Source organism: Pseudoclavibacter sp. AY1F1 (genome assembly GCF_002931075.1).
Taxonomy (GTDB): domain Bacteria; phylum Actinomycetota; class Actinomycetes; order Actinomycetales; family Microbacteriaceae; genus Pseudoclavibacter.
Genome location: NZ_PSTQ01000020.1, coordinates 1 through 17,758, shown reverse-complemented (window position 1 = coordinate 17,758; position 17,758 = coordinate 1). Strand labels below are relative to the sequence as shown.

General features: G+C 61.6%; 18 protein-coding genes. 11 read left to right on the top strand and 7 right to left on the bottom strand.

The window, feature by feature from the left end:
* Positions 1–24 precede the first annotated feature (24 nt).
* Positions 25–438, top strand: a complete 414-nt coding sequence (locus C5B85_RS18265) for a hypothetical protein (RefSeq protein ID WP_104287442.1) — start codon at positions 25–27, stop codon at positions 436–438.
* 198 nt (positions 439–636) lie between these two features.
* Here the strand turns inward: C5B85_RS18265 and C5B85_RS18260 are convergent, their stop codons facing one another.
* Entirely contained in the window at positions 637–1,626 is a 990-nt protein-coding gene (locus tag C5B85_RS18260) for a hypothetical protein (RefSeq protein WP_146078022.1), read from the bottom strand.
* Between the two features lie 1,739 nt (positions 1,627–3,365).
* Here C5B85_RS18260 and C5B85_RS18255 point away from each other — a divergent pair.
* From C5B85_RS18255 to C5B85_RS18240, 4 genes are read left to right on the top strand one after another with little or no spacing between them, the layout of a single operon-like run.
* Positions 3,366–3,734 (top strand): peptidase inhibitor family I36 protein, encoded by a 369-nt coding sequence (locus C5B85_RS18255; protein WP_104287440.1) that lies wholly within the window; start codon positions 3,366–3,368, stop codon positions 3,732–3,734.
* Positions 3,731–4,606, top strand: a complete 876-nt coding sequence (locus C5B85_RS18250; protein WP_104287439.1) for a hypothetical protein — start codon at positions 3,731–3,733, stop codon at positions 4,604–4,606. Before C5B85_RS18255 ends, C5B85_RS18250 begins: the two co-directional genes overlap by 4 nt.
* Positions 4,581–5,813, top strand: coding sequence for a hypothetical protein (locus C5B85_RS18245; RefSeq protein ID WP_146078021.1), 1,233 nt, complete (start codon positions 4,581–4,583; stop codon positions 5,811–5,813). Before C5B85_RS18250 ends, C5B85_RS18245 begins: the two co-directional genes overlap by 26 nt.
* Positions 5,810–7,735 carry an ATP-binding cassette domain-containing protein gene (locus C5B85_RS18240; RefSeq protein ID WP_104287437.1) on the top strand — a complete coding sequence of 642 codons (1,926 nt, stop codon included), beginning with the start codon at positions 5,810–5,812 and terminating at the stop codon, positions 7,733–7,735. Before C5B85_RS18245 ends, C5B85_RS18240 begins: the two co-directional genes overlap by 4 nt.
* Before the next feature lie 398 nt (positions 7,736–8,133).
* Here C5B85_RS18240 and C5B85_RS18235 read toward each other — a convergent pair whose 3' ends face one another.
* Positions 8,134–8,499: a hypothetical protein gene (locus tag C5B85_RS18235; protein ID WP_104287436.1), complete on the bottom strand. Its 366-nt coding sequence runs from the start codon at positions 8,497–8,499 to the stop codon at positions 8,134–8,136.
* 128 nt (positions 8,500–8,627) lie between these two features.
* Between C5B85_RS18235 and C5B85_RS18230 the strand changes: the two genes are divergently transcribed.
* The 6 genes from C5B85_RS18230 (at position 8,628) to C5B85_RS18205 (ending at position 14,618) form a co-directional block, all read left to right on the top strand.
* Complete coding sequence (locus C5B85_RS18230) at positions 8,628–9,164, top strand: hypothetical protein (RefSeq protein WP_104287435.1); 537 nt, start codon at positions 8,628–8,630, stop codon at positions 9,162–9,164.
* Entirely contained in the window at positions 9,161–10,933 is a 1,773-nt protein-coding gene (locus tag C5B85_RS18225; protein ID WP_104287434.1) for a hypothetical protein, read from the top strand. Before C5B85_RS18230 ends, C5B85_RS18225 begins: the two co-directional genes overlap by 4 nt.
* Positions 10,934–11,044: 111 nt before the next feature.
* Positions 11,045–11,644 (top strand): hypothetical protein, encoded by a 600-nt coding sequence (locus C5B85_RS18220; RefSeq protein WP_146078020.1) that lies wholly within the window; start codon positions 11,045–11,047, stop codon positions 11,642–11,644.
* Positions 11,645–11,939: 295 nt separating this feature from the next.
* On the top strand, positions 11,940–12,428 hold the full coding sequence (locus tag C5B85_RS18215) for a DUF4365 domain-containing protein (RefSeq protein WP_219819450.1): 489 nt from the start codon (positions 11,940–11,942) through the stop codon (positions 12,426–12,428).
* Positions 12,413–13,627 (top strand): hypothetical protein, encoded by a 1,215-nt coding sequence (locus C5B85_RS18210; protein ID WP_104287431.1) that lies wholly within the window; start codon positions 12,413–12,415, stop codon positions 13,625–13,627. Before C5B85_RS18215 ends, C5B85_RS18210 begins: the two co-directional genes overlap by 16 nt.
* 685 nt (positions 13,628–14,312) lie before the next feature.
* Positions 14,313–14,618 carry a hypothetical protein gene (locus C5B85_RS18205; protein WP_146078018.1) on the top strand — a complete coding sequence of 102 codons (306 nt, stop codon included), beginning with the start codon at positions 14,313–14,315 and terminating at the stop codon, positions 14,616–14,618.
* Positions 14,619–14,666: 48 nt separating this feature from the next.
* On the opposite strand, the gene C5B85_RS18200 is transcribed toward C5B85_RS18205, so the two are convergent.
* The 5 genes from C5B85_RS18200 to C5B85_RS19325 all read right to left on the bottom strand — a co-directional run.
* On the bottom strand, positions 14,667–15,119 hold the full coding sequence (locus C5B85_RS18200) for a hypothetical protein (protein WP_104287429.1): 453 nt from the start codon (positions 15,117–15,119) through the stop codon (positions 14,667–14,669).
* A 170-nt stretch (positions 15,120–15,289) separates the two neighbouring features.
* Positions 15,290–15,892 carry a hypothetical protein gene (locus C5B85_RS18195; RefSeq protein WP_104287428.1) on the bottom strand — a complete coding sequence of 201 codons (603 nt, stop codon included), beginning with the start codon at positions 15,890–15,892 and terminating at the stop codon, positions 15,290–15,292.
* Complete coding sequence (locus C5B85_RS18190; RefSeq protein WP_104287427.1) at positions 15,889–16,368, bottom strand: hypothetical protein; 480 nt, start codon at positions 16,366–16,368, stop codon at positions 15,889–15,891. Before C5B85_RS18190 ends, C5B85_RS18195 begins: the two co-directional genes overlap by 4 nt.
* 182 nt (positions 16,369–16,550) lie before the next feature.
* Positions 16,551–17,516, bottom strand: coding sequence for a tyrosine-type recombinase/integrase (locus C5B85_RS18185; RefSeq protein WP_181064502.1), 966 nt, complete (start codon positions 17,514–17,516; stop codon positions 16,551–16,553).
* A gap of 52 nt (positions 17,517–17,568) precedes the next feature.
* A partial coding sequence (locus C5B85_RS19325) for a hypothetical protein (RefSeq protein WP_181064501.1) occupies positions 17,569–17,758 on the bottom strand: 190 nt, incomplete at its 5' end.

Sequence of the window (17,758 nt, the reverse complement as noted above, 5' to 3'; positions counted from 1 at the left end):
CGGCCCGGCGAGGTGAGGTCAGTCATGACACGCACGAACCGCATCGCAGCGATCCAGCTCCGCAAGCTCGACCAGCAGTGGGCAGCCGAAGACCACCAGGCGCTCGTCGCCTGGTTCACGAGACACCCAGAGATGGCCGCACGGGAGCTTCCCGAGCTCGAGGAACTCGTGACCGCGGCCACCGACGCTGGACACCCACCAGCGGACGCGCTCCTCGGCATGGCCGTGCTCGTCACGGACACCACGATCCGTCTCGCGGACCCGGCCACGCTCGACCCGGTGACAGGCCGTCTCGATCGCGCCGCAGTCGAGGGATACCTGGCCGCTCTCGACCTCTGGGTCGGCCCGCCGCTGGACGGCGCTGACCGCAAACCGGTGAAGCGGACACGTGACCTCTTCGGCAACGAGATCGGGCGCGCGCACCGAATCGAAGCGTGACCGCAACACAGGGCGGCCAGTGACCGGCCGCTGTCCAGGCTGAGGGCTGGCGCCGGACAGCGGACAGCGGGCACGGTGGCCCGTGACCGCTGTCCGCCCACAGTGACCAGAGCCGGACAACGATCGCACCGTGCCCAAGAACGCCACAGCCCCGAGAGTTCTGAGCTCTCGGGGCTGTGGCGTTGGGAAGGCAGACAGCTAATCCGCGTAGAGCTGCACGCCGGTGACCTTCCAGGCACCCGAGCTGTCCTGGCCCACGTAGACGCCTGGCATCCAGTGGACTTCGCCGATGATCTGGCTGCTGGATGTGCAGTAGAAACTCGCACCCATCGCCTGCATTTGCTGTGCGCCGTACTCGCCCACTTCCTCGTGTTCTGGTGGCAGACAGATCGCTCGCTTCTCTGACGACCAGTCGAGCGTGAGAACGAGCTGCGGCTGCTCGTTGTTCTGGATACCGGACGAGACCTGCGGGTCCGTAGTCATTGACTGGACCGTCGCCCAGTCCTGGTTCTGGATGGCCGTGAAGTACTCACCGGCTAGCGCCGTGGCCTCGAAGATCGGCGGCGTCTCGATGACGAGCTCGCGCGTCGCTGTGTCGAACGACACGGTTCCGGTGGTGCGCAGCGAGCCCCGAGCACTGGGCTCCGGGTAGTAGTGGCTCGCCCAGTCGAAGGTGACGCGCTGTGCTGTTTCATCGCTGGTGTCGTCCCAGACAAGGTTCCATGCGTAGTCCTTTGGGCCCTTGCTGAGGTCCGATGGGTTCACCGAGCCGAGGACATTCATGTCAGCGTCGTAGCCGACGAGCTGTGCCGGCCACTCCACGCCGCCCTTGTCGCACCGGAACGCCGCCAGCCCAGCGAGCTCGCTGGCCATCGGGGTGGGGTTGATCGCGACGAGCGTGAGCGGGTCGCGATCGGTGCCATCGGTCATCGCAGTCTTGGCCTGCAGCACGACGATGCCGTTGGCCCGATCTATGCCCGGCAGCTGCCCGTCGACGAGGGCGCCGGCTGGCTGCTCGCAGAGCGAGGGCACCTCAGCCGTCATGAACTGCTCGAGCGTGAGGGCAGGCAGCACCGTGGGCGTCGAGGTTGGTGTAGCGCTGGCCTCGGATGACGTAGCTGCTGTCGAGGAAGGGTCGGTGCTGACGCTTGAATCAGCCGTGCAGCCGGCGAGAGCGAGTGTTGTCACGACTGTGAGTGCGACGAGGTGTGTCAGGGTTGGTGCACCGCGAAGCTGTTGAGAACTACTGCGGATCGGACGTGCTGTGATGGGCATAGAGAGTCCCTACTTCTGTGTCGTGGTGGATGAGAACGAAGCGTCGTACTGGTGGCCCACGTCCAAGAAGTGTGGCGATCACGACACAGATTGTCCGGGTTGAATGCGACGAGATGCCGAGCAATTCGAGGCACCTCCTTTCCTACTCCTAGTCGGTGCGGTTCACCCCATGGGCATCCGACCCGGCCGAGGAAATCATGGTGCCGGGCCACGGGCTTCAGCCCGCGGCGGTGCTTGTCGATGGGGACCGCCCGTTGCAAGTCGATTCAACTACCTCCAGATTCCGAACGGCGCGAGCCTGTCTCAGGGCGGATGGCTGGCCAGTGAAGAGAACTTCTGCTCAACGTCATCCTGATCGCCGTAGCCGCTCTCCGCTCAACCATGCTCACTCCTACACCACCTCGAAACGCGAGCCTGCGGTGACTGCCATTCCGGGAACATCACCGCCTCGAACAGTCAGGCAACCTGCCTCGGAGGCGTGGGATCGATCGGAGCGCAGCGGAGAGCGATCGCGCGGCAACCACAGCCGCAGGCTGGCTGTCGAGAGTCGAACTGGCCGCATGAAGTCTCTCAATATTGAGTCGCTCAACGCAGGGCTGGTCCCGCGAGGGGGGCCAGCGGATCGAGTGTGTGCACAGACTGAGAGCGAAGAACTCGTGACGCGGCTGATTGGGAGCAGATCGCCGGATTAGGTTGGAGTAGACGGTGCCCGACTCCCCGCATTTGGGAGGCTTGAGTGGGTGTGGACTCCTCCGCTCCAAGCCGTCTTCGTTGCAGCGGGTGCGGAGAGGTAGTCTTCCGTCCGTGCGGAAGGCCTCACAGAGTCAGTCAAGCTGTGTTGGTCCGCCCTCCGCATAGTCTTCGGCGGTAGCAGCACACGGCCGCGAGTCGCTTATGGAGGTCCAGTTATCGTCTGGCGTGAGCGTTAGGAGTGTGCGGGCCAGGCGTGAGATCTGCTCGAGGACCGAGAGGGTTTCCGCCTCGTCGCGTGTGGACAGTGACAGCCTCAGCCCGTCGGCGAGTGCGCTGATTGTGGCAAGTGACTCGCCTATGGTCGCGTCTGATGCCCTTGAAGGTGCTTTAGTCAATTTCCAACCTATGGGTCGATGCGTTCGGGGAGACCGGGCCTAGCCTGAAGGTTTCTGAGGGGTCCGCGACGAGAAGCTGCAAGCGTTGGCGTCCGAGCCTACGTGCGAAGGGGAGATTTTTGTGTCACGAATTAGTACATCGTGGGCACGCTCCCGCGGTCGGACCGGGGTGCGATCCGCGCGCAGAACATCCGCCCGGAGTCATACGTCACGCTTCTAAGTGTTACGGACCGCGAGGTGAGTTCGAGTCTTCACCCCGGCAGTCGGGAGCTCCCGGATGCCCCATCTACCGCCTCGTGCGTTCTGGTTCAGCACCCCTACGTGGCATGATGCCCTCTGTTGGTGACAGGTCTCCCGAGCTGCTGGTGGACTATCGCGCGGAACTTCTGCGGAGGTCGCGCAATTCTGATGGACTAGTCATCCCATGAGGTGGACTACTCCACAGGACTAAATCTGTCGTTCATGGTCTGTCGCGAGTCCCAATCTTCGAATCTGCACTAACATCGTGCTGGACGGACTACGTCGCGAAGATGCCCGAGAATCCGGGTCAATTTAGGGGGAAGCATGCTGAGAACCAAGAAGACTCTCGCGATCGTGGCTGTGGCTGCGGCAGGGATCGCCGGTGCCGTTGTTTCCGCAGCACCCGCGTCAGCTGGGACTGGTGACTGTGGGGTGCGTGCCCAGTGCGGCTGGGAGCACGCAGACTATAACGGCGAGGTGGGCTACTTCCTTCAGGCGACAACCGTCGGCTCGTACTGGAACGACAGGGTTTCGAGCATTTCGAACACTGCCGGACGCAGCTTCCGCAACCACAACGACATTAACTACCTCGGAGACTACTGGACCTCCACGCCGAAGAACGCCGCGTCGTCAGGCAAGTACGGCAACCTGAGCTACATCGGATACAACGACAAGCTGTCGAGCCTGCGTTGACCTCAGCGCAAATCCGCAAGGGCGGCGCTCTCCTGGGCGTCGCCCTTGCGGCGATTCTCACCGGGTGCAGCCAGACGAACAATCAGCCCGGGGCTGCGCCCGACATCGAGAGTATCGACTTGAGTGCGTACGCTGATGTCAAGGCGACGGTCAGCTATGAGAATTACACGGTCGTTTACCCCATCGATGCCTACTACATGTCGGTGGAGGATGGCGATGTAATAGCGACGGCCTACTACTTGCAGTTCGAAGCCTGCATGAAGGAACACGGCGCCAATTACACGATCCCTTCCTACCTCCCATCGAACGCTGAGATTGGGTTTCGGCGATACGGGATCTGGAATTCAGAAGAAGCCGCCTCATTCGGCTATGGCCTTCCCCCGGCTGCCCCCGAAGACGATGGGCCTCTCGCGCAGCTGAGCGAGAAGGATCTTTTGGTTGCCGACCAGGACTGCGCTGGAATTGAGTACCTCACGTACGTGGAGGCTGGTGCTGTCCCTAGCGATGGTAGTGATGCGGCTTTGTTCATAGCTCCTGGAATCGGTCGCACCGCGTACGAAATGGCGCAGAAAGACCCTCGCTGGGCGTCGGTCGACTCTGAGTACTACGAATGTGTGGAAGATGCTGGCTACACAATCGATGAGTCAGCAATGGGTCCCACCATCCCAGAAGATCAGGAAGGGGCAATTCGTGCCGCCTTGCTGGCTGCGAGCTGCAGCAAGGATGTTGATCGCGTGCAGCGACTTGCGGACATAGAGGCGCAATTCCAAGCCGCGCTGATTGACCAGCAACAGGCTGCTTTGAATGAGTCACTTGAACAGCAGAAGCTTATTGTGGAGAAGGCTCGTGGCATCGTCGAGAGTTACTCGTGATACGGTCGCGATTAGGCTTCCGCGTATAGCTCGGTCGCGACTCGCGCTCGCCTTCTTGGTGGCAGTGGTGATCACGGGCGCCGCGGGCTTGGTCGCTGGCCTTCTCATCCCGCGCTCCAATGCTGCCGATGGGTTGGCGGATACGGAACCTGCTGTCGTTACGGCAGCAGCTGAACAGCGGGTTGTGGAAGAGAATGTATCGTTGCAGGGCACTGTTCAGGCTGGTCGGGAAGTCAGAGTAGAATTCAGCGCGACTGAGGATCCAGATACGGTGCCGTACGTCACCGCATCCAATAAGAAGTCCGGAGATCAGATCGCTAGCGGATCTGTACTTCTCGCAGTGGCGGGTAGGCCGAGGCTAGTTCTGGCTCTGGACTACCCTCTCTATCGTTCGCTCCGTGTCGGTGACTCCGGAGCAGACGTCCGCGCTTTCGAATCGGCTCTTGCGGAACAGATAGGTGGAGACTTCGACGTCGACGATGAGTTCACCGAGAATACGATGGCAGCGGCCTCGGCGCTCTGGGAACGCTCAGGGTACGCGCTACCCACGGAGGAAGCCGAAACGACAGTTCCCGTTCCCGCCCCCATACCTACTGCGTCGGCAAGCCCCGCGCCGCAGGCCGTGCCGATCAGAGTGAGTTACGTAGACGTGCACGAAATCCTGCAGGTGCCTATCGGGGAGACGAAAGTCATGAGCATTGCTGACCTCGGGGAGTTGGCAACGCCTGACGAGCCATTGGCGGTCCTAGCCAGCGGCGTCAGCGCTGTGGAGTTGAGGGTATCGCTCCTCCACGAAGCAGCCTTCTCCGTCGGCACCAAGGTGGACCTCCGAGCTGAAGGGCGTGAGGTCGTTCAATCCACTGTCGTCTCATTGGGTGAGTTCGACATTCCTAACGAAGGGGACGAAGCTCAGGGAGAAGGTGCCGGCCGTGACGCGGTTGTCGAGATCCCAGCGAGTTGGGAGAGTGTCGAGAAGGGTTTGGTAGTGCAAATCTCACCCTCAAGTTCTGCCGAACCCGTTCTTGCGCTGCCGCTCACCTCAATTCGTGACGCGTCCACCGATCCCTTTGTGATCCTTCAGGATTCTGGACTTGGGAGGCCCGGCGACCGACTGTCGGTCGATGTTTTGAGTACCGGCGACGGGTGGGTTGAAATTGACCCCAAGTGCGGTCTTGTCGTCGGCGATACGGTGCGCATCGCCCCATGAGCGGACCACTGCTCTCCTTGGTCGATGTATCGCGATCGTTCCCGACTGGCACGACGTTAGCCCTAGATGAGGTGTCCCTTGACATATCCGAAGGCGAATTTGTTGCGATTGTCGGTCAATCAGGGGCCGGCAAGTCCACGCTTCTAAATGTTCTCGGTCTCCTGGACAGTCCAACCTCGGGTCAGTATCTTATAAACGGCGAGAATCCCAAGGCGCTGTCCGACAGTGAACGCGACCGCCTTCGTGCAGTTACGTTCGGCTTCGTTTTTCAGGACTCGTTCATCTTGCCTCAAGAGTCAGTGGCAAGGAATGTTGCGTTGCCGTTGAGGATGGAAGGTGTAGAGCGCCTCAATCAGATTTCTATGGTGGAACTCGCGCTGGACGAGTTCGTTCTCCTCGAAAAGGCGAACCAATCCGCTGGAACCTTGTCCGGCGGAGAGCGCCAGCGAGTGGCTTTCGCCCGTGCAATTGTGGGGAAACCCCTCGTGCTTCTCGCGGATGAACCCACGGGAAATCTGGACTCTGCGAACTCGCGGCGAGTCATGGATCACCTGGGTCGCTTGCATCGGCACGGCGTCACGGTTATCGTGATTACCCATTCCGACGAGGTCGCGGCCGCAGCCGAGCGTCAGATTAGGGTCTCGGATGGCCGCATCGTTGCAGATTCTTTGTCAGTGTCATCATCCTCAAATAGCCGACGTAGCTCTCAAAAGAGGACATTCTCGATCGCTCCTCAGGAGGATTCGGCTTGGCGAGGGACAGGTAAAGGTAGAACTTGGCATGCTGCGGAGGCGTTGACGGCACTACTGCTGTCCCCAATACGCTCCATGACGATCCTACTTGCGTTCATAGTGGCTGTCGCAGGTTTAGTCTCCGCTGTGAACTTGACCGCGACGGCAGCGAGTCAGGTGTCCAGCAAACTCTCGGCCGCTGCCCTGGACCAAGTTGTCGTGCATTTCGAATCACCAGAGGAACTTCAACTCGGCGCTGATCGAGTTCGGTCTCTGGAAGGTGTGGTTGCGGTAGCGAGCGATTTGCAGATTGAGCCAAGCGATGCTGACCTTGGGAGGAACGTAGGCAGCCAGAGTTTCGACCTACCATCCCGTGTGAGGGTCGTAGATCCAGCGTTTTTGGCCCTAAATGAGATTGTGGTTGGGCCGTCGAATGCGCCGGGTCTGTTCGCAGCGGAGGATGGCTCTCCAACAGCGCTGCTGGGCCCGGACGTCGCTGCCGAGCTCGGCCTGGATACAAGCCGCGTCGGCGAAATCATCAGGGTGAACGAACAAGATGTAGTAGTCGTTGGATACATTGAGTCCTCGATACGCGACGTGACTTTGGCACGCGGAGTGCTCCTCTCCCAGGCGGACTTCATCCTCCCGGAAAGCGGCACCTGGCAGCTGCTGGTGAGAACCGAACCGGGCCTTCCAGCAAAGATCGCCGAGGCCTTGCCTCTGACCATAGACCCTGTGCACCCCGAAGATGTCCGTATCGAGACCGTCGCGGATCTCAGGGAACTTACTGCCGGCGTGAATGGTGATCTTGCCGTAAATGTCTTCGTGATTTCATCGGTACTTCTTCTTCTCGTGTGTCTCACGAGCTCTATTTCAATGTTTCTTACGGTTCTAGCTCGGACGCGGGAGATTGCCCTCAGGCGTGCCGTCGGAGCTAGCAAGGCCGACGTTCGCACGCTCTTCTTGATGGAGGGCGCGATACTGGGGCTGGCGGGGGGTGTGGCCGGGTGTTCTGTGGGAATCGTGGCGACAAGCGCCGTCTGCCTCGCATTGGGTTGGGCACCGACCTTCGACCCAGCTGGCGCCTTGGCGGCAGTTGCTGCCAGCCTGTTCGCGGGTTCAGTCTCCGCGATTGTTCCGGCGCGCAGAGCTGCAGGTATTGAAGCGGCGTTGGCGCTGCGGGCCAATTGACACGATTTCGTGTGTTGTGTCAAGTGTTCGAGCTGTGAACGACTTTTTCTCCCGCTGGAGGTTGAAGCTCACCCCGCACGGCTAGGCGGCGTGTAGTCAGTAAGTTAGGGCCCAGTCCTTCGATTCCCAAGGCTCGGGCCGACGGTATCGCCCTATGGTCGAGCGCATGATCGCCTGAGACGCTGCGAGTGGTCGCCGGCGAAACGGCGCCTTGGCGTGCTTGTGCAGCTTCCAGCATGTGCGCACACGGACCTCGGCGCGCCGCGACGACGACCGTGGCGTTGTTTGGCGATACTCAGCAATCAATTCTCGCCTCGGACCGAAGAGTCCAGCAGTTTCCTCGAAGCGCAGGTGAGCGAGACCGCGCCTGGCGCACCTTCGAAATCACACAACGCGGGTCAGGTGCGCTGCTCCCGCGCAAGCTCAGCCCAGCGAGTTTCTGGTCTGGCGATCGGCATGCTGCGACGCCACCGACGGCGGATCCTGGCCGAGCCATCATGTCGACGCAGGAGCCAAGCGAACAGCAGCACCCAATTGAGGGTAATGATCCCCGTCCACCACCACAGGCTCTCCGAGAACGTCATCGTTCCTGGGTTCTGTATGTATTCGTTCGCCCAGAACCGTGACAAGACGAACGTCGCGATGAGGGACTGGCCGAGCCAGAAGGTGCACAGCCACAGGGCTGTGATGAGGATGGCGGGCATCCATGCGAACGGGTTGAACAGGACGGCGCTGATGCTGAACGGGTAGCGGATCCAAGGCATGTCTGCACGCTAGTGGCGACCACGGACATTCGTGAATGGAACTTCCTGAATTCGTGCGCGTTTCGTGCGCGAACGGTCGGCTTCTCGTCAATGGGTGGTGAACATGTTCGCTAATCGAGAGGACGCACATGCCGTCTACACGAGGGCTGGCCGCGGCCGCGGCCGCCGTCTGTGGGGCGGGTCTGCTCATGCTGACCGCCCCCGTGGCACACGCCACCGCATCGGAGCCACCACCTGAATCCAGCATCACCATCGACGCACCCGATCTGGGCACAGACAACCCGCAACCCATCGAGACCACCGACCCAGGCGAGACCACCGACCCTGAGCCATCCACGGGCCCGGTCGAGACCACGGATCCAGTTGAGACGACAGATCCCGTCGAGCCGGTGACGCCCAGCGTGCCGGGAGGCAGCGGGACCGGGTCATCGCCCATCCTCGCGGTTCCTGAGCAGGCTGCTCCTGCAGGACACTCCGAGGAGAGCGCCTGGAGCGAGGACGCGGATTCTTCGTCCAGCTCCGAAACCGCGGACACGTCGGGATCGGCGTCGCTCGCAAAGACCGGCAGCGACGACACCTTCATCGGTGTCGGTCTTGCCGGATTGCTCGCGGTTGCCGCGGGCGTCACTACCAAACTTGTTCGTTCAGCTCGGAGGGCAGCATGACAGTCAACATCGGGGCACGTATGCGTGCCATTCTCGCGGGGACAGGAGCCGTCGCGATCGCGGCCGGTCTCCTCGTCGCATCCGCACCTGCCGCCCAGGCGGCAACTCACGGCCACGGCATCCGCGCCGGGGACCGCGGTCACATCGGCTCCTACCTGACCGAGAGCGGCGAGTACGTGCTCTGTGGTGAGGAAGAGAACGAGGTCTGGCCAGGCGTTGGCGAGAGCGTGCAGGAAGAGACCGTCTCGACCTGGAAGCAGGCATCCGGCGACACGCTCGCTCAGGTGAACTGGGCCATCGACCAGTTCGCGAACACCGACGACTACTCCGCAGCTGCCGCGCAGCTGTTCATCTGGTCGGCCATCGACCCCGGAACGTTCGCCTCCAAGGGCGGCGTGACCGGGTACACCTCCCTCATGGGTGACGCCGGAACCACGGTCGAGCAATACTTCAACAACATCACTGACGCATCCGCAGCGGTCACCGCGGCGACCGCACCCGTCGAAGGATCAGTCGAGTTCGTTGAGGGTTCGACGCCCGCGACCGGCACTGTCACCGCCAAGGCGACCGGCGCTTCCTCCGGAACGCTCACCCTCACCGGGGCGACGTTCGAGGACGGCAGCTCGAGCAAGACGGTCAACCTGGGCGAGTCGTACACCTACACGGCACCTGTCGCCGCTCCAGGCGCATCCACGTCGTTCTCCGGAACCGTCGCAGGCACGGTCAAGGGCTACCCGGCAGAGGTTTCCGTCTGGGGCGTCGCTGACCGCGGCGACGCACAGAAGACGCTCCTCGGTGCAGGCCCCAAGGAGTTTCCATGGGAGTTCTCGGGTCAGGCGCGCGTTGACGTGCCGCTGCCTCCGGTCCCGACGATCACGACCAAGGCACTCGCCTCGGTCACGGTCGGTGACGACGCGCACGACGTCGCGATCGTGAAGGGCGAAGTCCAGGCTGGCTCGAAGATCACGTTCGAAGCGTTCATCCAGAAGAACGGCGAAAAGCTCGTCTGCGACGACACCAACAAGGTCTTCGACACGAAGAACTCGCCAATCGAGATCTCCAAGGCCGGCGAGTACACGTCCGGCAAGTACACGACCAAGGACGTCGGCAACCTCAACTGGATCGAGACGCTGCGCGACCCGTCCGGCAAGGTCATCGGCAAGGGCGAGTGCGGAGCTCCGAACGAAACCACCGTCGTCAAGCCCCTCCCGACCATCACCACCAAGGCCATCCCGTCCGTGACCGTGGGCGACAAGGCGCACGACGTCGCAATCGTGACCGGCGAGGTGAAGAAGGGCTCGACCATCACGTTCGAGGCCTTCATCCAGAAGACCGGCGAAAAGCTCGTCTGCGAGGACGCCAACAAGGTCTTCGACACCAAGGGCTCGCCCATCGAGATCTCCAAGGCTGGCGAGTACACCTCGGAGGAGTACGTGACGGCAACGGTCGGTAACCTCAACTGGATCGAGACGCTGCGCGACCCGTCCGGCAAGGTCATCGGCAAGGGCGACTGTGGAGCTCCGAACGAGACCACCGTCGTGAACCCGCTCCCGCCCGTACCGACCACGCCGCCAGCAGCGACGACGCCTCCCGCGCCGTCGACTCCTCCGGTAGCAACGCCTCCGCTGGCAACGACGGGTGCTGACGGCATGCTCCCGCTCGGACTCGGCACCGCAGGCGTGCTCCTCGCAGCCGCCGTGGCCCTCCTGATCACGCAGCGCGTCCGCGCAAAGCGTGAGCTGGGGAACGCCGAGCAGATCGCGGAGTAGCCCACACCAGGTAGCAGCCGCTGCCTGAGCTGCGCGATGGCCCGTACCCACTACTGGGTGCGGGCCATTGCGCACTGCCACCGCATCACCACCAGCAGATGAAGGAGCCGCATGCCAACGTCCACTGCATCCCCAGATCCACTGCCCACGCGCCGGACGCTCCGCCTCGCGCGTCGCCGTCGACAGCGCCGCACGAACGTCGCCTCGCTGACCTTGATCGCTATGGGCGCCGCAGCGCTCGCCGTGTCCGTCCTCGCCCCAGACCTCACCCAGCAGGCCGTCGGCCAGGTCAGACACGTGGCGCAGGCCGTGGAGCTCTACGCCGAGAGCACCGATCCGGTGGCCGGTCCCGCGCTGCCGACCGTGCGCCTGGGCGAGCTTGGCCCCGAAGCGCTCCTGGACGTGTGTGACGGCAGCTTCCCCGAGCTCGAGCAGTACCGGGTGGAAGCCACCCTGCAGCCGGTCTACGCCGCACACAACAACTGTGGCGGCGACATCATCCTTGCCTGGCAGGTTGGCACGAACGTCACGATCCAGCAGCACGACGGAAGTACCGCGACGTATGTCGTCACCGACTCGCGTGACGTCGGCAAGCACGGCAGCACCACAGGCGACCTCCTCGGCCTTGACGGCACCCTCTTGGTCCAGTCCTGCTACTGGGGGAGAGACACCATGCGCTTCGTCGCGTTGAACCCTGTGACCTCAAGCTGACCAGGCCAACGTCAACGAGAAAATTACGGCCCCTTGCAAGTCCTTGAGAAAGACCCCCGACGTTCTTTTGGGCGAAGCTACTGACGACAGATGAGTCGGATCACCGCCACGGTGCGAACCCCAAGCCAATACCCGCAGGAGAAGCCTCCATGTCGTCAACAGCGCGCTGGGGCAGATCTGGCAAACCAAGCGGCCCTCCCTGTGGTTTGATCTAGGGGTGACGAGCGCAGAAGCTGTACGAGAGACGTGGGTGCCCTCGCACGTCCTGCCGGTCGGTTCATTGCCACTCGGCGGGATGAAAGAAGAGCTGAGCGTCGCTTACCTCCACATGCTGGCCAGCGCGACAGGCCTCACGACGGGGCGATGGTCGCAGGACTACGACGTCAGGGACGTCACCTTGAAATCCAGTGTCGAATACCCCGATCTTGCGGACGCGGGGATCGACGTGCAGCTCAAATGTACGGGCCAGGAGTCTGTGGACCGCCCTGACACCATTGCGTGGTCGGTTTCAGCGCGAACTCTCAACAAGCTACGTAAGACGAATCGTGCAACTCCCTATCTCCTGTGTGTACTGGTGACCCAGTCAGAACCGGACGTGTGGCTTCATCCAAATATGGATGGGTTACTTGCACGGAGTCATATGTACTACGAATGGGGACACAAGTTCCCCGCCCTGAAGGTCGGTAATGCCACGCAGATTGTGCATTTGCCGAAGAGTAATCTCTTGACTCCTGCGTCCCTGCTTGAACTTATGGAAGAAGCGAGCACATGGCGGCCTCACTAAACGGCGACGCAGGTAGCTATGAGGCGGTACTCGACGGTGCGCGGGTCGCCCAATTCCTCGCCACCCAAAACTGGACGATTCAGTCGGACTTAGGTTATGCCCAAGTTTGGTCCGAACCAGGCGCGGTAGACAAGCTCATACGGCGAATACTTATCCCAAAGGACCCCACGCTTGACGATTACAAGGTCCGCCTTTCGCAGGCACTTTCAAGAATTAGTGAGACTTATGCGTGGTCGTTAGCGGACCTAGCAGAGCAGATCGCCGCTGTAAGTGCCGATCTATTCTTCGTTCGCGTTGATCAACACATGACAGACGGAACCATCCCTCTTCGTCAAGCCAGCGCTTTGTTGGAGAGCATCGACGATATGATTCGGTCTGCCGCTCTGACCACGGCGAACCCGTTGTCGACCGGCCGCGGTCGCATGCCTACGCTTGTCAACGACTTTCTCAACGACGACGTTCGGATGGGGCACACGAAGCGCGGAAGCTTCATCATCACAGTCGCTGCGCGCCTAGATTCACCAGCTGACGCGGCCTCATCTGCGGAACCTGGGTCTGTAGCGGTGAAAGCCACAACGCAGAGAGCTGCCAGTTTCACTCGTCAGGTTATGACAACCCTTGCTCGCACTCTCGAAGTCACGAAGCAAGTTGCCGAGAGTAGTGCACATGCGCCTGACTTTGACCAGGCCATGGAGACAGGAATGCGTCTGCCGATGGTGAAAGCACTCCAGTCTATGGGGTCAAGCGAAGGGCTCCGCTCGCTCGACATGTCCTTTGAGTGGGCGCCTATCGAACCGCAAAGAGAGGCTGTTGAAGATAAGATCGACATGAGCCGGGAAACTGTTTTGCTACTAGACCGCATCTCTGAACGTCTAGTGAGGAAGGACCCTCCGAAGGACCTCACGATCACCGGGCCGGTGGTAGAACTACGTCGAGGCGCGGAGTCTGAATCCGTCAGCGATGGGAGAGGCGCGGGAGAAGTCGTTCTGCGAGCTGACATCGACGGCTCATGGCGCAAGGTTGGAATCACCCTGTCTGGCACGGACTATGACTGGGCCATCGAAGCTCACCGGAAGAAACTCCCGCTAACAGCTGGTGGAGTGCTGGAGAAAGTTGGCCGCAGCTGGGTCCTCAGTGAACCAGTCTTAGATACCGCGTTCTTAGAATTCCAAGCTGCGCAGGCAGCAGGCATGCCGTAGCGCGACGCCACTTCGTTCCTTACCCGGAGGAAACTGTCAAGCGTCCCCGTATTCGATGTAGTGCTTTGTGCGCCAGAGTTACGCAAGGACCAGAGGTTCGCGCGAACATCTCTGTCCGCCCAGTGAAGCAGATCAATCTACGACGGATGATCTCGCGGCGACGCGTCGGAAGAAAGGATCTATGCTCTCACCATGAGTCCTGTAACCGTTGTAATCCAGCCCGGCAAACGAACCGAGATCCGAGGGTTACCTTTCGAGGGCAAGGGGGCGGGCTATTGGATACTAGGAGACATGTTCGGCGCGTCGCGTCAGGGGCAAGTGGCCTACTTAGGTGGAGTCTGGTCGGTGGGTCGAACTCACACGGACGCGGTCGTGGAGGGGCTTGCGACGCGCTACGGGAGCGTCAGAGTCGTTCAACACGGAGGCGTGGATAAGTGCGTCGAGGCCTGTTGGAAGAGGGGCAGCCCAGCGAGAGTGCTTTTCTGCGAGTGTTCCTGCGCAGGAAGAAACCATGGTTCGGGCGCGCCCTACGAAGTGGCCGTAGGAGGAGATGGCCCGGGTGGGGCCCTCTCGGTACAGGCCAGCGCACCACACGAGTTCTACGTGACTCGGTGAGGTGTCACCGCACCCCTGTTTTGGTGTCGGCTCGTTTGCTACGTTCCCTAACATGTGATTGGCTCACTTGATGACTACGAAACGCTCTGAGACCGTGGATTACGATTCGCTGTGCACCGTGTGCATCATCTATGTTGAGGATGACACCGAGGATCGTCTCGTGTACGAACGCCCCCAAATGCAGATCCCGAAAGGGCGATTGTCTGCGTTCGATCGCATTCGCATTTCTCAGTTTCCAGATGACGATGCCCTCACTGATGAGGCGAAAAGAATCTTCATTGACATGAAGCGTCAACGCCGAATCGGAGCGAGCGCAGCGGTCCGCGCAGTTTTTATTGCTCGCACCGCTGGCGCCGCACTCGAGATGAACTTATAGCTGGGCGGCTCTCTAGCCAAGCAACGTCGACATGTGAGTGCCAGCGAATCACCTCAGCCGCCTCGTTACCACGGCGTCAAGCACCTGCGATGGCCATTTCGCCCACGAACGTGGCTCGCCACCGCACACAGCCCAGTCGTGGGCAGGGTAAAGATCTGCAATAGGAGGCGACCCGAGCCCGAGCCACGCTGCTTCGTGTCCGGGAAACTGGTGCTGGGTCGCGTCGACAGAATAGATGACGTCGCCAGCGTCGACGTATTCAAGCCAGTCGTGGTGGCCGTTCGCGGCAATCCTCCACACGCCCAGCCCCCGGCGGCGCAGGAGCCGTCCAACCGCGTAAGACATCGCGGAGCACCAGCCGAGCGGATAACTGGGCATCGCGTTGAGATTTTCACTCGGCCAGTCAGTGGTCCTCACGATACGCACCACATCGTCGTGCGCAACTTGCACGTCTTCGGGCGTGAACGGAATACCCGGCATGGTCAGAATCACGCCTGACATGCCGACTCGGGCCTAAAATGCGCCATGCTCTCCAATTTCGTCAACAATCACTGCCCGGGAAATCGTCATCGAGCTCCGACACTTCTTCGTCGGTACCCACATGCACGCGGGTTGTTCCGGCGATGTCCACGACAAGAGACTAACCCCAGCAGTGTTCGGTTCGGGGAGGGTCAGAGCTTCGGGGGGTTGCGCCGGCGCGGCGCGGGTTTCGCATCGCGCAGCCTCCAACTTGAAGCGGGGTAGAACCCAGACGGCCACACCACGTCGCGGATCGCGACGCCAAGAGGCGAGACCGTCTCATAGATGAGTGCGATCGGCACCTCCCGATGGGCCGCTCGATCGTTCACCCACACTCTAGGGATCAGCTGCGGAGAATCGATCACGTCCTTCAGCAGCTCGGCGCGCTCCGCCTCATCGACCTGTTCCCAACCAGCCGTCAGCGCGTCCAGGGCGGCGAGCACTTCAGCACGCTCGAGCGCTTCGACCGGAGCCAGAACAGCCTGGTGCGCCTCACGGATCTTCGCGGCCGCGTCCAACGTCAGCTCGGCGCGCTCCTGCGCGGATCCCGCAGCGTCCAAACGGGCCAACTGCTCCCCGACGTGCTCCGCGATCGCATGCAAACGCCCAGCGACCTCCCGTGTCCCCGCTTCCAACTCATTCGGCGTGCCGAAGCGATGCTGCACTCCGCGTGCATCGATCCCCTCGTTATCCAGGGGCGAGCGGGTCGCCTGGTGCATGCCGGCGTAAAAGGCCGGTGCTGGTGCGTGGGTCATGGTCGTTGTCCTTCCGTCGTGAGGGTGTAGATCTCGAACGCTTGCCTGCCACCACTTGCCCCCGGGTACACATCCGTGAATTGATCGCCCTGCCGAACGTCCAACGCCTCGAACGCCCAACGCCAGAACTGAGCAGGCTTGTGCATCGTGGGCTGTTGACGGTCGAGGTGACGCGTATGTAGCCGCAGCGAAGGCACCTCGGTTGTTGCCTCCAGGTGGCCGCCGAACAGCACTGCGTCCACTGGGCGGACGCTGCCGGGGCGGTAGATGAAACCGATGCGAGCTTGAGGCCGCTCGTACAAAGCACCGTCGACATACCGAACGGGGAGAGCGATCGCCCAAGACTCGAATGTTCCGAGCTCACCAAGCAACGCGGCCACGCCAGGCGCGCCGACGTGCAACGCACGAACAGTAGTCGTGCCCTGATGTCTGCGCTCATCAGCAAGCTCCGCGAACGCGAACGAACGCGCACTCACGTCGTTATGAGGCGGAGCCGACCCAATGGTCTTCCTGAACCGAGAAAGCGGCTTCCTGCAAGCAACCGAACAGGCCTTGGCATCAGCTCGTGCTGCTTCAGGTATCGGATTGCGACACCATGCGCACAGCCGCCCCTGTAGGAGAGCGACATCGGGGATGCTGCGGGCTCGTTCGAACGTTCTCATTGGCTGCCTACTGTCGCGTTGGGGGTCACAGCGCTGGATTTGATTATGTTGATGGTCCAGCCGTGCGGCTCCAGCTCGGTGCCGATGGCCGCGGCCGCGGCGAGTAGAGCGTCGAGTCCTGAGAGCTGAGCCTGAGTCGGTTGACGGATCCGGGCGATGCTTGTGGCCCGCGTTAATGCAGCGACATCGCGCCGGTCGGACTCCACGTAGATCTCGGTCGTTGCCAGCGAGGCATGTCCAAGAAATTCCTGGGTGGCTCGGATGTCCTTCGTCTCACGGAACCCGACAGTCGCGGCCCGGTAGCGAAGTGAGTGCGGGAACTGTTTGGGCATGAGGCGCTTGATGTACTCGTACACGGTGTGGTGGTGAAGGTGCGTTCCTGGAAAGCGGCCCGGGAGGTAGTAGCGTTCGCCGGGTAAGGCTTGCGCTTCGAGGGCAAGCAGGACGCGGTAAGACTCGTCGTCCAGGGGGAGTGTGCGTTCGTGACCGCCCTTGCCAAGGACTCTCAACTCTCGACCCTCTCTGGCGTCAAGTGGGAGTCCGGCTATCTCTTGGCGGCGAAGGCCCATGGAAGCGGCTAGAGTAACGATTGCCTGCTCCACGAGTGTCCCGGCCTCGAACGCGGCCAAGACTTGGTCATCTGGTGCCGGGCGGCGTGCGCGGCGTTTCGGTACTTTGATGGGCGGCAGCTTCGAACTCGGGTCGGTTGTCGCCAGTCCCTCCGCCACTCTCCACTGGTAGAAGCTCCGGAGAGTCCCTCGGATGCGCTTGCTGTAGGACGGGCTCCATCGGGCGTACCCACTAGCCATGTAGGACAGGAGCTGCTGTGCGGTCGCATCGTTGGGGGCGATCTTCGTTGAGGTCTGAAACCGCTTCAAGTCACCGAGTCTTTGCTCTATCGTTCCCGGGGCCTTCTTGCCTGCGTAGAGGAAGTGGCTGTAATCCCTGTACTCGTCGTTCACGATACTCATCTAGCAGAACCCACCTGCGAGGGCCGGGCTGTAGTCTTATCGGCTAGTCCGTCTCGGAAAGCTGCCCCTTCATGAGGGCGAGCATGGCGAGCGGCAACTGCCAGAACGCGTCTCCGGCACGGGCCGAAACTTCATAATCCGCGGGTCGTGGGTTCGAGCCCCACCGGGCCCACTCTTCTCCCTGCTCGACCGTACGCAACGGCGCATCATCGTCGACCTCGCCGGTCAGGTAC

Excerpts from the sequence above, each read along its gene's own strand:
- C5B85_RS18230 (WP_104287435.1), top strand. The coding sequence starts at position 8,628 with ATGCCGTCTACACGAGGGCTGGCCGCGGCCGCGGCCGCCGTCTGTGGG.
- C5B85_RS18205 (WP_146078018.1), top strand. The coding sequence starts at position 14,313 with ATGACTACGAAACGCTCTGAGACCGTGGATTACGATTCGCTGTGCACC.
- C5B85_RS18200 (WP_104287429.1), bottom strand. The coding sequence starts at position 15,119 with ATGTCAGGCGTGATTCTGACCATGCCGGGTATTCCGTTCACGCCCGAA.
- C5B85_RS18220 (WP_146078020.1), top strand. The coding sequence starts at position 11,045 with ATGCCAACGTCCACTGCATCCCCAGATCCACTGCCCACGCGCCGGACG.
- C5B85_RS18265 (WP_104287442.1), top strand. The coding sequence starts at position 25 with ATGACACGCACGAACCGCATCGCAGCGATCCAGCTCCGCAAGCTCGAC.
- C5B85_RS18210 (WP_104287431.1), top strand. The coding sequence starts at position 12,413 with ATGGCGGCCTCACTAAACGGCGACGCAGGTAGCTATGAGGCGGTACTC.
- C5B85_RS18195 (WP_104287428.1), bottom strand. The coding sequence starts at position 15,892 with ATGACCCACGCACCAGCACCGGCCTTTTACGCCGGCATGCACCAGGCG.
- C5B85_RS18215 (WP_219819450.1), top strand. The coding sequence starts at position 11,940 with ATGAAAGAAGAGCTGAGCGTCGCTTACCTCCACATGCTGGCCAGCGCG.
- C5B85_RS18255 (WP_104287440.1), top strand. The coding sequence starts at position 3,366 with ATGCTGAGAACCAAGAAGACTCTCGCGATCGTGGCTGTGGCTGCGGCA.
- C5B85_RS18235 (WP_104287436.1), bottom strand. The coding sequence starts at position 8,499 with ATGCCTTGGATCCGCTACCCGTTCAGCATCAGCGCCGTCCTGTTCAAC.
- C5B85_RS18225 (WP_104287434.1), top strand. The coding sequence starts at position 9,161 with ATGACAGTCAACATCGGGGCACGTATGCGTGCCATTCTCGCGGGGACA.
- C5B85_RS18240 (WP_104287437.1), top strand. The coding sequence starts at position 5,810 with ATGAGCGGACCACTGCTCTCCTTGGTCGATGTATCGCGATCGTTCCCG.